This window comes from Amycolatopsis eburnea (assembly GCF_003937945.1).
Classification (GTDB): domain Bacteria; phylum Actinomycetota; class Actinomycetes; order Mycobacteriales; family Pseudonocardiaceae; genus Amycolatopsis; species Amycolatopsis eburnea.
In genome coordinates, this window is record NZ_RSEC01000066.1 from 200292 (window position 1) to 215330 (window position 15039).

The following is a 15039-nucleotide window of genomic DNA, read 5'->3' on the forward strand; positions in this document are numbered from 1 at the left end:
GTCACACCTCCGCCGGGACGCGGCCCGACAACTGTTCGACGACCTTCAGCAAGGCCGAGTGGTCCAGGGAGCCATACCCCATGGCGCGGCCGGCGGCGACGAGCTGGGCGACCAGCCCGGTGAGCGGGAGCGCGACGTCGGCCTGCCGGGCGGCGGCCAGCGCGATCCCCATGTCCTTGTGGTGCAGGTCGATCCGGAAGCCGGGCGCGAACTCCCGCTCCACCATGGACTTGCGCTTCAACTCGAGGATCCGGCTGCCCGCCAGTCCCCCGGCGAGCACGTCGAGGCCGGTGGCGGCGTCCACACCGGACGCTTCGAGCAGCACGATCGCCTCGGCGACGAGCCCGTAGATCCCGCCCACGACGAGCTGGTTCGCGGCCTTCACGACCTGGCCGGCGCCGTGCGGGCCGACGTGCACGATGGTCTTGCCGACCGCGTCGAACACCGGCGTGGCGGCCTCGAAGTCGGCCGCGTCGCCACCGACCATGATGGACAGTGACGCCTGCTCGGCCCCGGCCTGGCCGCCCGACACCGGCGCGTCGAGCACGCGGATCTTCTTGTCCCGCGCGGCTTCGGCGATCGCGATCGACGTCTCGGGCCGGATGGTGCTCATGTCGATCAGCAAGGCGCCGGGCTCGGCGGTGTCGAGCACGCCACCGGCGGCCAGCACGACCTCCTCGACCTGCGGGTGGTTCGGCAGCATCGTGATCACGACGTCCGCGCCGGCGACGGCGTCCGCGACGCTCGTCGCGGCGCGCCCGCCGGCGGCCGCCAGCTTCTCGCCGGCCGCCGCGTGCACGTCGAAGCCGCTGACGTCGTGCCCGGCCGCGACCAGGTGCGCGGCCATCGGGGCGCCCATCACGCCCAGTCCGATGAATCCCAGTTTCATGCTCGTCCCCTTCGGGTTTTCGGCAGCCAGTCCAGCGACGTGACGGTGTCGGGCTCCGGGACGTACTCGATCCCGACGAACCCGTCGTAACCGGCGTTCTGCAGCTTCGCGAGGTGTCCTTCGATGTCCAGCGAGCCGGTGCCGGGCTGGTGGCGCCCGGGTGCGTCGGCGATCTGCACGTGCCCGATCCGGGCAATGTGCGTCGTCGCGAGCGCGTCCAGGTCGTCGCCGTTGACTGCCAGGTGGTACAGGTCGGCCAGCAGCCGCACGTTGTCGCGCCCGAGGTCGTCGAGCACGGCCACGGCGTCCGCGGCGGTCTTGAGCGGGTAGCGGTCCGCACCGGAAAGCGGTTCGAGGACCAGCTGCGCGCCGATCTTCGCGGCGGCTTCCGCGGCGGTGGCGAGGTGCGTGCGCGCCAGGTCGTCCTGCTTGACCGGGTCTTCGCCGTCGAGCCGGTTGCCGTAGAGGGCGTTGAAGCTGCGGCAGCCGGTGCGTTCGGCGATGCCCAGCGCCACGACCAGGCTGTCGGCGAACTCCGCCTCGCGGCCGAGCCAGCTCACCAGTCCCCGCTCCCCCGCGGCCATGTCCCCGGCGAAGAAGTTCAGCCCGCGCAGCCGGACGCCGTCCAGGCTCTTCACGAAGGCGTCCACCTCGTCCCGCGCGGGTACGGCGGACTCGAACGGCCACCAGTACTCGACGTCGGTGAAGCCCGCCGCCCGCGCGGCCGCCGCGCGCTCGAGGAGGGGAACCTCCTTGAACAGCAGCGACAGGTTGACGACGTACGGCAGGGAGTGCTCGGGCATCGCTACCTCAAATTTCGCTATCCGGAATCTTTCTTTCGCATATCGAGAATAGCCCGTGACCTGCGGCGGGGTCAACGCCCGGGAACGACAGAGGCGCCGCGACTCGTCGAGCCACGGCGCCTCGGCGCGGGAGATGTCATGAAACCCGGCGGCGGCGACTTTGCCGGGGCCCCGTCGTCTGGCGAGTTGGCGTTCCGGACGCGAACCTGACTGCGCGGGATCCGTGGCGGCCGAGCTACCGGTTCTGGACGTGCTGCCAGCCGAACCGGCCCTTGATGCACAGGTTGCCGTGCGTCACCGAACTCTCGTGCGGGGACGTGACCTTGACGATCTCGTTGTCCTGGACGTGCAGCGTCAGGTTGCAGCCGACGCCGCAGAACGTGCACACCGTCGTCGTCTGCGTCTGCCGGGACTCGTCCCAGGAACCGTCCGCACGCTTGTCGTACTCGCGCTTGAAACTCAGCGCGCCGGTCGGGCAGACCTCCACGCAGTTGCCGCAGTACACGCACGCGCTGTCGGGCAACGGGTTCGAGAACTCCGTCGAGATCCGCGCGTTGAAACCCCGGCCCGCCACGGTGATGGCGAACGAGTTCTGCCACTGCTCTCCGCACGCGTCGACGCACTTGTAGCAGAGGATGCACTTTTCGTAGTCCCGGACGTACAGCTCGTTGTCCACAATGGCCGGTTGGGCGACGGTCGCCGCGTCCGGGCCGAAGCGGGACGGGTCGGCGCCGGTCTCGGCCAGCCAGCGGTCGACGTGCGGGGTGGTCGAGAGGTCCGACGCCGAGCTGAGCAGTTCCAGGACCACCTTGCGGCTGGTCCGGGTCCGCTCGGAGTCGGTGCGCACCACCATGCCCGGCTCGGCCTTGCGCGAGCACGACGGCACCAGCGTCCGCGAGCCCTCGACCTCCACCATGCAGACGCGGCAGGCGTTCGCCGGTTCGAGGGTGTCGCCGTAGCAGAGCGTCGGGATCTCCTTGCCCACCGCCGTGCACGCGTCGAGGATCGTCGATCCCTCGGGCACCCGGACGGTCTCGCCGTCCACGGTGAACTCGACCAGCCGCTTCGGGATCCCGATGTCCACAATGGTCACTGCAGTGCTCCCAACCGGTCGATGGCGGACTCGATGGCGTTCCACGCGGTCTGCCCGAGACCGCAGATCGACGAGTCCCGCATGACCCCGCCCACTTCCCGCAGCAGCGGCCGCTCCTCCGAGCCGGCCGCGAGGACGCGCCGGATCGCCTCCTCCTGGCGGACCGTCCCGATCCGGCACGGGACGCACTGCCCGCACGACTCGTCGCGGAAGAACTCCGCGATCCGCAGCAGGAAGCCGCCGAGATCGGCCAGGTCGTCGAGGACCAGGACGACGCCGGAGCCGAGCGTCGTCTTCGCCGCCCGGGCGTCCTCGAACGTGAGCGGCAGGTCCAGTTCGTCCGGCCGGACGAACCCGCCCGCCGCGCCGCCGAGCAGGATCGCGCGCAGCGAGCGGCCCTCCGGGACTCCCCCGGCCAGCGCGAGCAGCTCCCGCAGCGTCGTGCCGAACGGAACTTCGTAGACGCCGGGGCGCTCGACGTTGCCGGACAGGCAGAACAGCTTCGGCCCGGCCGAGGCCTCGGTGCCGATCGACCGGTAGGCGGCCGCGCCCTCGGTGAGGATCAGCGGCACGTTCACCAGCGTCTCGACGTTGTTGACCACGGTCGGCTTGCCGAAGAGTCCTTTCTCGACCGGGAACGGCGGTTTCGTGCGGGGTTCCCCGCGGAAGCCTTCGATCGAGTTGAAGATCGCCGTTTCCTCGCCGCAGATGTACGCGCCGGCCCCGCGCCGGATCTCGATGTCGAACGAGAACCCGTGGTGCCCCATGATGTCCGTGCCGAGGAAGCCGCGCTCCCGGCAGACCACCAGCGCGTTGCGCAGCAGCCGCAACGCCCGCGGGTACTCGCCGCGCAGGTAGACGTACCCCTGCCGGGCGCCGATCGCGAACGCGGCGATCGTCATCGCCTCGACCAGGGCGAACGGGTCGCCTTCGAGCAGCACCCGGTCCTTGAACGTGCCGGGTTCGCTCTCGTCGGCGTTGCACACCAGGTAGTGCGGGCCGGCGGGCTGCGCGGCGGTGGCCGCCCACTTCCGCCCGGTCGGGAAGGCCGCACCGCCGCGGCCGAGCAGGCCGGAGTCGGTGACCTCCCGCAGCACCGCGGCCTCCCCCATGCGCAGGGCGTTGCGCAGGGCCGCGTAACCGCCGGTCGCGCGGTAGTCGTCCAAACTGGACGGATCGACGACACCGACGCGGCGCAGCAGCCGCAGTCCCTCCTGCTGGTGGATCACCGGCGCGGCACCGTCCGAAGCGGACGGTGCCCGCTGTGCGGCCAGCACGGCCGACGCGCCGGTGGCCGGGGCGACCAGCTCGGTCGTGGCCGGGTCACCCGCCTGGAACGTCAGCGCCGCGGGGGCCCGTTCGCAGACGCCGAGGCACGGGCTGCGCAGCCACGTGACCCCGCCGCGCGCCTTCCCCGCGGCGCCGACGTGCTCGGTGAGGACGTCGCACACGGTCTCCGCGCCGTTCACCCGGCACGCCAGGTCCGTGCACACGTGCACGACCCGCTCCGGGCGCTCCGCCAGCGCGAACAGCGAGTAGAAGCTCGCCACGCCGTATGCGTCGGCGGGCGGGACGTGCAACGTCTCGCAGATCAGGTTCAGCGCGCCCTGGCTGATCCAGCCGACCCGGTCGTTGACCGCGTGCAGCGCGGGCAGCAGCTGGTCGCGGCCGCCGCCCGCGAACCCCGCGACGGCGTCCTTCTCTTCCCGCGACGCGAGGGCGTCCAAGAGCTTGAGGTCCACTTCAGACTCCCGCTTCCGAGAGCTTCTCGACGCGGATCGCCGCGGCCTTGTACTCCGCGGTCCCGGCGATCGGGCAGGTCGCCTCGATGGTGATGACGTTGACGTCGATCTCGTCCGGGAAGTGGAAGGTCATGAAGGCCAGCCCGGGCTTCAGGCCCTTGTCGAGCCGGACCGGTGCGACGATTTCGCCCCGCCGCGAGGTGATGCGGACCAGCTCGTCCGGGGTGACGCCGAGCGCGCGGGCGTCCTCCGGGCACAGGTCCAGGGTCTCGCCCTGCCGCAGCGGGGACGGGAACCCGCCCGACTGGACGCCGGTGTTGTAGGAGTCCAGCCGCCTGCCGGTGGTGAGCCGGATGGGGAACTCCTCGGTGAGGAGGTCGACCGGTGGGCTGTGCTCGATCACCGTGAACGGCGCCGGGCGGCCGCGCTCGGCCGGGTCGTCGGCCCACAGCCGCCCGTGCAGGAACGTCGGCTCCAGGGTGTCTTCGGAGTAGCACGGCCACTGGATCCCGCCGAGTTCTTCCAGCCGCGCGTAGGACATCCCGGCGTGCATCGGCGAGAGCGAGCGCAGCTCGTCCCAGACCTCTTCACCGCCGGTGTAGTGCCAGTCGTGGCCGAGCCGGCGAGCCAGCTCCGACAGCAGCTCGATGTCGTCGCGCGCGCCCTCCGGCGGTTCGAGGGCCTTGCGGACGCGCTGGACCCGCCGTTCGGAATTGGTGAACGTGCCGTCGCTCTCGCACCAGGCCGCCGACGCCGGCAGCACGACGTCGGCCAGCTGCGCGGTCTTGGTGAGGAAGATGTCCTGCACCACGAGGTGGTCCACATTCGACAAGCGCTTGATCGTGTGCTCGCAGTCCGCTTCGGACTGGACCGGGTTCTCGCCGATGATGTACACGCAGGTCAGGTCGCCGCGTTCCATCGCGTCGAGCATCTGCGTGAGGTTGAGGCCCTTGTGCGGCGGGATCGCCGAGCCCCAGGCCGCGTCGAACTTCGCGCGGACGTCCGCGTCGAGGATGTCCTGGAAGCCGGGCATCCGGTCGGGGATGGCGCCCATGTCGCCGCCGCCCTGGACGTTGTTCTGCCCGCGCAGCGGGTTCAGCCCGGCGCCGTAGCGGCCGACCTGCCCGGCCAGCAGGGACAGGTTGATCAGCGCCAGGACGTTGTCGGTGCCGTTGTGGTGCTCGGTGATCCCGAGCGTCCACGACAGCTGGCCGCGGTCGGCGCGGGCGTAGGCGTGGGCGAGTTCGCGGATCAGCTCGGCCGGCACACCGGTCGTCTTCTCCGCGACCTCCAGGGTCCACGGCTCGACCGACGCGGCGAACTCGGCGAACCCCTCGGTGGCCCGCTCGATGAACGCCGTGTTCGCGAGTCCGGAGTGGATGATCTCCCGCGCGATCGCATGGGCCAGCGGGATGTCGGTGCCGACTTCGAGCTGCAGCTGCCGGTGCGCCCAGCTCGCGGTGCTCGTCCGGCGCGGGTCGACGACGAAGAGCTTCGCTCCCTTGTGGACGGCCTTGAGTACGTGCTGGAAGAAGATCGGGTGCGCCTCGCGCGGGTTGCCGCCCCAGATCACGATGACGTCGGCGTCCTCGATCTCCTGGTACGACGACGTCCCGCCGCCGCTGCCGAACACCCGCGCCAGCCCGGCGACGCTCGGCGCGTGGCAGGTGCGGTTGCACGAGTCGACGTTGTTCGTGCCGATCACCGCGCGGGTGAACTTCTGCGCGACGAAGTTCATCTCGTTGGTCGCGCGGGCGCACGAGAACATCCCGAAGCCTTCGGGCCCCTTGGTCTCGAGGGTCCGGCGGATCCCGGCGGCGGCCCGGTCGAGGGCCTCCTCCCAGGTCGCCGGCCGCAGCACGCCGGAGTCATGCACGAGTGGCTGGGTGAGCCGGACGTACGGCTCGGTCTTATTGCGCTTCACGGGCACCTCCGGTTCAGTGCGACCCGACGGGGACGGGCGTCGTGCTGGTGTGGCCGAGCAGGCCGATGGCGGCGTGGACGTGGCGCAGCGCCGGCGCGGGCACGCCGGTCAGCGCCGCCAGCTCGACGACCGCGCCGATGATCGCGTCGGTCTCCAGCGGCTTGCCGGCTTCGAGGTCCTGCAGCATCGACGTCTTGTGGTGGCCGACGCGCCAGGCGCCGTCGATGCGCTTCTCGACCGAAACCTTCGGGTCGCTGCCCGCCGCGCGGGCGATGGCGAGGGTCTCGGTCATCATCGTGGCGACGAGCGCGCGCGTGTCGTCGTGCTCGCAGATCTGCGCCATGGTCGCCCGGGTCAGGGCGGACAGCGGGTTGAACGCGACGTTGCCCATCAGCTTGATCCAGATGTCGTCGCGCAGGCGGGGCTCGACCGGCGCCTTGAGCCCGCCGGCGATCATCGCCGCGCTGAGCACCTTGCAGCGCGCGGAGATCTCGCCGTCCGGCTCGCCGAGGGAGAACCGGGTGCCTTCCAGGTGCCGGATCACGCCCGGCTCCTCGATGACCGTCGAGCAGTAGACGACGCAGCCGATCGCGCGGCGCAGCTCCAGCACCGCGGTCACCGAGCCGCCGGGGTCGACCGTCTCGACCCGCCGCCCTTCCAGTGGATGGCCGTCGAGGCCGTGGAAGTACCACCACGGGATGCCGTTCTGCGCGGCCACGATCGCGGTCTCCGGGCCGAGCAGCGGCGCGAGCAAGGGCCCGCACGAGGCGTAGGAGTTGGCCTTGAGACCGAGGAAGACGAAGTCGACCGGGCCGACTTCGGCCGGGTCGTCCGTGACGTGGGGATGCGCGGTGAAGTCACCGCGCGGGCTGAGCACGCGGACGCCGTGCTCGCGCATCGCCTCGAGGTGGGCCCGCCGGGCGATCAGGTGCACCTCGGTCCCGCCGCGGTGCAGCGCGGCCCCGACGTAGGCGCCGATCGCCCCGGCCCCGAGAACAGCCACCTTCATGATGTGCCTCCCACTTCGGTCGACCACGTGATTGCATACAGTATCCTGGATCCGTTACGCAGACCAGGGCCGATTGTCTTTCGCAGCCAAAATCCCGACCGGGTGAGATTCTGGGATTTTGCATACCAAAACCTGTATCCTGACTTCAGATCATCGCGTTCCTCTCCCCTCCGAGGTGTCCCGTGAGCCAGCCCGCTTCCCCGCTCCACGACCGCGGCCCGTCCGGCCGCCGCACGGCCAAGGGCTCGCTCGGCTCGACCCCGGCCAAGCGCGTCGAACGCCCGGCGCCGCTGCGGCAGGTCGTCTACGAAGCCCTCGCCGAGCTGATCATCAACCGCACGCTCGAACCCGGGCAGCACCTGGTCGAAGCCGACCTGGCGGAGTACCTCGGCGTGAGCCGGCAGCCGGTGCGGGAAGCCCTGCAGCGGCTGCAGAGCGAAGGCTGGGTCGACCTCCGCCCCGCGCAGGGCGCGTTCGTGCACCTGCCGACCGACGAAGAAGCCGACCAGCTGCTGAGCGTCCGCAGCGTGCTGGAGACGCACTCCGCGAAGCTCGCCGCCGCCAACGCCACCCCGCAGGACGTCCGGCGGCTGTGGGACCTGCAGCAGGTCGGCGTCCAGGCGTTGCACGCCGAGGACACCGAAGGCCTGGTCGCGGCCAACGCCGCCCTCCACGCGTTCATCACCGAACTGTCGGGGAACGCCGTGCTGGCGGAGCTGATCGGCCTGGTCGACCGCCGGGTCCGCTGGTACTACACGCCGATCGCCCGGCCCCGCGGGCGGGACGCGTGGAGCGAGCACGACGAGCTGATCCACGCCATCTCCGACGGCGACACCGAAGCCGCGGAGCAGATCATGGCCAAGCACACCGAACGGACCCGCCAGGCCTACCACGAACGCCCGGACGCTCCCCGGTCCTGATTGCCGCGGGACCGGGGAGCGCACCGGGTGCTCAGCCGCCGGCGGCGGCTGACGGCCGCGCCACCAGCTCGGTTTCGGCGAGCTGGTGGCGTGGCCGGCCCGGCTGGCGCAGGAACAGCGTCAGCACCGCGGACAGGAGCGCGATGCACCCGGCGAGGACGTACGCGCCGGTGTAGCCCCACGCGCTGATGACGCCCGCGGCGAGCCCGCCACCGCCGACGCCGCCGACCAGCTTGGCGCTGTAGACCAGGCCGTAGTTCGACGCGTTGTTGTTCTCGCCGAAGTAGTCCGGCACCAGCGCGGCGAACAACGGGTAGAACGCCCCGCCGCCGAACCCGGTCAGGAACGCGAACACCATGAACAGCACCAGGTTGTGCGTGTTCCCGGCGTACAGCACGCCGAACTGCGCGCCGGCCGCGATCACCAGCACCAGCGTGAGCGTCTGCCGCCTGCCGATCTTGTCCGACGCCCAGCCGACGACCGCGCGGCCGGTGCCGTTGACGATGGCCAGCACGCCGGCCGAGGAAGCCGCGACGAACGCGCCGAAGTGGCTCTCCTTGGCGAACGGCACCTGGAAGTTGATGCCGAACAGCGACACCCCGCCGATGATCACCAGGCACACCCACATCAGCGGGAGCATGCCGGTCCGGATCGCCTCCATCGGCGTGTACTGCCGGACCGCCGGCGGGTTCTTCGCGAGGGTCCTCACCCCGGCCTTGCCCTTGGCCCAGGTCAGCGGGTCGATCTCCTTCGGCCACCAGCTCTTCGGCGGGTCCTTGAACAGGAATCCGCACACCCCGACGACGAGCAGCATGTACAGGCCGATGCCGTCGAGCACCCCGGTGACGTTCTCGTGCCCGAGGAACGCGCTGAACAGGTAGATGAACGGCACCGAGCCGTAGGCGAACCCGCCGTTCACGAACCCGGTGCGGGCTCCGCGCTTCTCCGGGTACCACTTGCCGACCATGTTGATGCAGGTCGCGTACACGAGCCCGGCGCCGGTGCCGCCGAGGACCGAGTACCCGATGAACGCCAGCGTCAGGTTTCCGCTGTGCGCGATCGTGAAGTAGCCGATGCCGCTGAACAGCGCGCCGAGCAGCATCGCCGTCTTCGCCGAGACGACGTTCTTCTCCCGGAGCCGGCCCGCCGGGAACGCGACGCCGGCCTGGAACACCGCCCAGACGCTCGCCAGCCAGAACGCGTCCGACAGCGTCCAGCCGTATTTCTCCTCCAGCGTGCCTTCGACGGCGCCCCAGCCGTACTCGAACACGCTGACCGCCATCATGGCGATCCAGGGCAGCCAGACCATCCAGCTGCGCGAGCGCCCCATGATGTCCTGCGGGGACTCCCCTACTCGGTAGACTCTTCCGTTCTCGTCAACTATCTCCTGGTACGTGGCTGCGGTCATAAGAGTTCTCTTCCGTCACCGTTGACTCGTGTCCCTCTGCTGCCGTCGTGCGGTGGATCTTCGTCCTTTCCGTGTGGATGGGCCAGCCCCTGTGGAGGACGCTCAAAGCAGGCCGGCGGCCCGCGCCCAGCGGTACTTCGCCCCGAGCACCGCGACCGGCTTTTCGGTCGTGTACGGGTAGGCGACGACCCCGTGGTCGTAGAGGTAGGCGCTCGCCTCCTCCACTTCGACGTCGCCGGAAAGCGAAGCGACGACGGGCTTGTGGATCCCCTTCGCGCGGTATTCGCCGACGACTTCGGAGACGAGTTCCGCGAACACCATCGGCGGGGTGACGATGGTGTGCCAGTAGCCGAGGATCAGCGCGTGGATGCGGTCGTCCTCGAGGCCGAGCGCGATCGTGTTGCGGTAGGTCGAGGGCGGTTCGCCGCCGGTGATGTCCACCGGGTTGCCCGCCGCGCCGAACGGCGGGATGAACTCGCGGAACGCGGTGTCGAGGTCCGGCGGGATCTCCATCAGCCGCAGTCCGTTGTCGACGCAGGCGTCCGACAGCAGCACGCCCGAGCCGCCGGCGCCGGTGATGATGACGACGTTCTCGCCCTTCGGCGCGGGCAGCAGCGGGATGCCGCGGGCGTACTCGAGCATGTCGTTGAGCCCGGGTGCCCGCACCACGCCGCTCTGGCGCAGGATGTCGTCGTAGACCTTGTCGTTCCCGGCCAGCGCGCCGGTGTGCGAACTGGCCGCCTTCGCGCCCTGCGACGTCCGGCCGGCCTTCAGGACCACGACCGGCTTGCGCTGTGAGACGCGCTTCGCCGTCTCCGCGAACGCGCGCCCGTCCTTCAGGTCCTCCAGGTGCATGGCGATGAGCTCGGTGTTCTCGTCGTGCTCGAAGAACGTGAGCAGGTCGTCCTCGTCGATGTCGGCCTTGTTGCCCACGCCGACGATCGAGGAGACGCCCATCTTCGCCGAGCGGCTGAACCCGAGGATCGCCATCCCGATCCCGCCGCTCTGTGACGACAAGGCCACGCCGCCCTTGACGTCGTACGGCGTGCAGAACGTCGCCGACAGGTTCTCCGGCGTGTAGTAGTAGCCGTAGATGTTGGGGCCGAGGACGCGCACGCCGTGCCGGCGCGCGATCGCGACGACCTGGTCCTGCAGCTCGATGTTGCCGGTTTCGCCGAAACCGGACGGGATGAGGATCGCCCCGGCCACACCCTTCTTCCCGGCTTCCTCCAGCGCCGCGGGGACGAACTTCGCCGGGATGGCGAAGACCGCGACGTCGACGTCGCCGGGTACGTCGGCGATGCTCGGGTAGGCCTTGCGGTCGAGGATCTCGGCGGCCTTGGGGTTGATCGGGTGGATCTCGCCCGCGTAGCCGCCGTTGACCAGGTTCTTCATCACCGAGTTGCCGATCTTCCCGGCTTCGGCCGACGCGCCGATCACCGCGATCGAGGCCGGCTTCATGATCCGGTTCATCGACGCGAGGATCTCCTCCTGGGTGAACCGCCGCGGCTCCTTCGCCGCGTCCGGGTCGACCAGGACGCGGACGTCGACCGCGGTCGCGCCGCGCGCGGTGGCGAGCACCGGGTTGAGGTCCACCTCGGACAGCTGCGGGAAGTCGGTGACCAGCTCGCCGAGTGCGGTGATCACCGCGGCGAGCGCGTCGCGGTCGACAGGATCCGAACCACGCACGCCGCGGAGGATTTCGGCCGCTTGGATACCGTCGACCATCGACAGCGCTTCCTCGGCGGTCGTCGGCGCGAGCCGGAAGGTGACGTCCTTGAGCACCTCCACGAGCACGCCGCCGAGGCCGAACGCGACCACCTTCCCGAAGGTCGGGTCGGTGACCGAGCCGATGATCACCTCCTGTCCCTCGGTGAGCATCTGCTGGACCTGGACGCCGAGGATCCGCGCGTCGGCGTCGTACGCCTTCGCGTTCTCGACGATCTTTTCGTAACCCGCCTTCACGGCTTCGGCGTCCTGAAGGCCGACGAGCACGCCGCCGGCTTCGGTCTTGTGCAGGATGTCCGGGGAGACGATCTTGAGCACCACCGGCAGCCCGATGACCTCGGCGTGGGCCACGGCGTCCCCGGCCGAGGTCGCCAGCCGCTCGGCGGGGGTCGGGATACCGTATGCCTCGCACACCGCACGCCCCTCGGGCGCGGTCAGCGAGGACCGCCCTTCGGCCGCCACCTGGTCGAGGATCTTTTCGACCGCCGCGCGATCCGCCACTCAGATCACCCCCGCGGCGCGGAACTTCTCGAGGTCCGCCTCGCCGTAGCCGAGTTCGGCGAGCACTTCGTCGTTGTGCTCGCCGAGCAGGGGCGAGCGTTCGATCTCGACCGGCGAGTCGGACAGCTTGAGCGGGCAGCCGACCGTCTTGAACGCGCCGCGTTCCGGGTGCGGCACCTCGACGACCGAGCCGAGCTCGGCCAGCGTCTCGTCCTCGATCAGCTCCTTGGTGGACAGGATCGGCCCGCACGGGATGTTGTGGGCGTTGAGCTGTTCCATCACTTCCCACTTGGTGTGCTTCTCGGTCCACTCCTCGACGAGGGCGAACATCTTGTCCAGTTTGGACAGGCGGACCTCGGGCGTGGCCCACGCCGGGTCGTCGGCCAGCTCCCCCTTGCCGATCAGCCGGGCCAGCGGGGCCCAGCCGGGCGGCTGGACGATCACGTAGATGTAGTCGTTCGGCCCGCCCGGCGCGCACTTCACCGCCCAGCCGGGCTGCCCGCCACCGGACGCGTTGCCCGACCGCGGGACCTCGTCGCCGAAGTGCTCGTTCGGGTACTCCCCGAGCGGGCCGTGGGTGAGCCGCTGCTGGTCCCGCAGCTTGACCCGGCACAGGTTGAGCACGGCGTCCTGCATGGCGACCTGGACGCGCTGGCCGCGGCCGGTGGAGGTCCGCTGGTACAGCGCGGCGAGGATGGCGGCCACCAGGTGGATGCCGGTGCCGGAGTCACCGATCTGCGCGCCGGTCGCGGTCGGCGGCCCGTCTTCGAAGCCGGTGGTGCTCATCGCGCCGCCCATGGCCTGCGCGACCACCTCGTAGGCCTTGAAGTCGGCGTAGCGGCCGGGACCGAACCCCTTGATGGAGGCGTAGACCAGCCGCGGGTTGAGCGAGGCCAGCTTCTCCCACGGGTAGCCGAACCGGTCGACGACGCCGGGGCCGAAGTTCTCGACCAGGACGTCCACTCCGGACACCAGCTTCTCGAAGATCTCCTTGCCTTCTTCGCTCTTCATGTTGAGCGTGATGCTGCGCTTGTTGGCGTTCAGCATCGTGAAGTAGAGGCTGTCCACCCCGGGCAGGTCGCGCAGCTGCCCGCGGGTGATGTCGCCGCGGCCGGGGGTTTCCAGCTTGATCACGTCCGCGCCGAGCCAGGCCAGCAGCTGCGTCGACGACGGACCGGACTGCACGTGCGTCATGTCGAGGACGCGCACGCCCTCCAGTGCCTTACCCATGCCTTGGCCTCCGCTCACTTGTACATGGTCTGGTTCATGGTTCCGGGGGCGTACACGTCGGGATCGACCCAGACGTTGATCAGCGACGGCTTGCCGGACTCCCGCGCCCGCAGCAGCGCCGGCCCGATGTCGGCCGGGTCGCGGACTTCTTCGCCGTGGCCGCCGAGCATGCGCGCGAACTCGTCGTAGCGGACGTCGCCGAGGGTGTTGCCGACGCGCTCGCGCGGCAGGCCGTACTTCGCGGCCTGGCCGTAGCGGATCTGGTTCATCGACGAGTTGTTGCCGACGATCCCGACGAACGGCAGGTTGAACCGCACGAGCGTTTCGAAGTCCCAGCCGGTGAGGCTGAAGGCGCCGTCGCCGAAGAGCGCGACGACCTCCTTGTCGGGGCGCGCGTGCTTGGCCGCCATGACGAACGGGATGCCGACGCCGAGTGTCCCGAGTGGACCGGGGTCCATCCAGTGGCCGGGCGACTTCGGCTGGACGACCTGGCCGGAGAAGGTGACGATGTCGCCGCCGTCGCCGATGTAGATCGAGTCCTCGGTGAGGAACTCGTTGATCTCGTGGACCAGCCGGTACGGGTGGATCGGGCTCGCGTCGGAGTGCTGCAGCGGCAGCCGCTTCTGCTTCGCCTTTTCCTCCACCGCCTGGAGTTCCTCGAGCCAGGACTTGCGGCCGACGGCGCCGTTGTCGGCGCGGCCGGACGCGGCCTCGGCGACGGCGGCGAGGACCTGGCCGGCGTCGCCGACGATGCCGAGGTCGACGTCCCGGTTCTTGCCGACCGTGCGGTAGTCGAGGTCGATCTGGACGACGGTGGCGTCCTTCGACAGCCGCTTGCCGTAGCCCATCCGGAAGTCGAACGGGGTGCCGACGATGACGATGACGTCGGCGTTGTCGAAGGCGTACCGGCGGGAGAGCTGGAAGTGGTGCGGATCGCCCGGGGGCAGCGTGCCGCGGCCGGCGCCGTTCATGTACGCCGGGATGTTCAGCGTGCGCACGAGGTCGACGGCGGGCTCGGTCGCGCGCGTGGTCCAGACCTGGCTGCCCAGCAGGATCGCCGGCTTCTTGGCGTGCACCAAGAGGTCCGCGAGCTTCTCGACGTCGGCCGGGTCCCCCGCGTTCTTCGTCGACGCGCGGTAGCGGCCCGCTTCGGGGATGCGCGCCTGGCCGAGCGGCACCCGGGCGTCGAGGACGTCGCGCGGGATCTCCAGGAACGACGGCCCCGGCGCGCCCGCGTAGGCCTCGCGGAAGGCCATGCTCACGAGGTCCGCGACGCGGGCGGTGTGCGGCACTGTCGCGGCGAACTTCGTGATCGGCGCCATCATGTCCACGTGCGGGAGGTCCTGCAGGGACCCCATCTTGTGCTGGGTCAGCGCGCCCTGGCCGCCGATGAGCAGCATCGGGCTTTCCGCGCGCAGCGCGTTCGCGACCCCGGTGACGGCGTCGGTGGTGCCCGGCCCGGCGGTCACCACCGCGCAGCCGGGCTTGCCGGTGATCCGCGCGTAGCCGTCCGCCGCGTGCGCCGCGACCTGCTCGTGCCGTACGTCGATGACCTCGATGCCTTCGTCGACGCAGCCGTCGTAGATGTCGATGATGTGGCCGCCGCACAGGGTGAAGATCGTGTCGACCCCTTCGGCCTTCAAGGCCTTCGCCACCAGGTGCCCGCCGGAGATTTCGGCCGGCGCGGGCTCGGCGCCGTTCGTCGCACGGGCACTCTCCCCCGCGGTCGTGCCGGTCGTGGTCAGCGCCATCGCTCAACTCCTCTGGTCCGCCGCCGGATCTCTCTTGTCCG

Annotated in this window: 11 protein-coding genes; 1 reads left to right on the forward strand and 10 read right to left on the reverse strand. The window is 70.3% G+C overall.

The features are described 5' to 3' along the window. Position 1: 1 nt before the first annotated feature. The 6 genes from EIY87_RS46935 to EIY87_RS46960 all read right to left on the reverse strand — a co-directional run bounded on the left by EIY87_RS46935 (position 2) and on the right by EIY87_RS46960 (position 7460). Positions 2–889, reverse strand: a complete 888-nt coding sequence (locus tag EIY87_RS46935) for a 2-hydroxy-3-oxopropionate reductase (protein ID WP_125316585.1) — start codon at positions 887–889, stop codon at positions 2–4. After that, complete coding sequence (locus EIY87_RS46940; protein WP_125316586.1) at positions 886–1692, reverse strand: hydroxypyruvate isomerase family protein; 807 nt, start codon at positions 1690–1692, stop codon at positions 886–888. The genes EIY87_RS46935 and EIY87_RS46940 overlap by 4 nt, the downstream gene beginning before the upstream one ends. A gap of 235 nt (positions 1693–1927) precedes the next feature. Beyond that, positions 1928–2785 (reverse strand): 2Fe-2S iron-sulfur cluster-binding protein, encoded by an 858-nt coding sequence (locus EIY87_RS46945; protein WP_125316587.1) that lies wholly within the window; start codon positions 2783–2785, stop codon positions 1928–1930. Beyond that, entirely contained in the window at positions 2782–4527 is a 1746-nt protein-coding gene (locus EIY87_RS46950) for an NAD(P)H-dependent oxidoreductase subunit E (protein ID WP_125316588.1), read from the reverse strand. The genes EIY87_RS46945 and EIY87_RS46950 overlap by 4 nt, the downstream gene beginning before the upstream one ends. Position 4528: 1 nt before the next feature. Next, positions 4529–6451, reverse strand: a complete 1923-nt coding sequence (locus tag EIY87_RS46955; RefSeq protein WP_125316589.1) for a molybdopterin oxidoreductase family protein — start codon at positions 6449–6451, stop codon at positions 4529–4531. Positions 6452–6464: 13 nt separating this feature from the next. Beyond that, positions 6465–7460, reverse strand: a complete 996-nt coding sequence (locus EIY87_RS46960) for a 2-dehydropantoate 2-reductase (RefSeq protein ID WP_125316590.1) — start codon at positions 7458–7460, stop codon at positions 6465–6467. A gap of 182 nt (positions 7461–7642) precedes the next feature. On the opposite strand from EIY87_RS46960, the gene EIY87_RS46965 reads away from it, so the two are divergent. Next, entirely contained in the window at positions 7643–8380 is a 738-nt protein-coding gene (locus EIY87_RS46965) for a GntR family transcriptional regulator (RefSeq protein ID WP_125316591.1), read from the forward strand. A 31-nt stretch (positions 8381–8411) separates the two neighbouring features. Here EIY87_RS46965 and EIY87_RS46970 read toward each other — a convergent pair whose 3' ends face one another. The 4 genes from EIY87_RS46970 to EIY87_RS46985 form a co-directional block, all read right to left on the reverse strand. Further along, complete coding sequence (locus EIY87_RS46970) at positions 8412–9788, reverse strand: OFA family MFS transporter (RefSeq protein WP_125316592.1); 1377 nt, start codon at positions 9786–9788, stop codon at positions 8412–8414. 102 nt (positions 9789–9890) lie between these two features. After that, a complete protein-coding gene (locus EIY87_RS46975) occupies positions 9891–12017 on the reverse strand; it encodes an acetate--CoA ligase family protein (protein ID WP_125316593.1) in 2127 nt (708 codons plus the stop codon). Then, on the reverse strand, positions 12018–13247 hold the full coding sequence (frc, locus tag EIY87_RS46980; RefSeq protein ID WP_125316594.1) for a formyl-CoA transferase: 1230 nt from the start codon (positions 13245–13247) through the stop codon (positions 12018–12020). It abuts the gene before it with no gap. Positions 13248–13261: 14 nt separating this feature from the next. Then, positions 13262–14998, reverse strand: a complete 1737-nt coding sequence (locus EIY87_RS46985) for a thiamine pyrophosphate-binding protein (protein ID WP_225440448.1) — start codon at positions 14996–14998, stop codon at positions 13262–13264. Positions 14999–15039 lie beyond the last annotated feature (41 nt).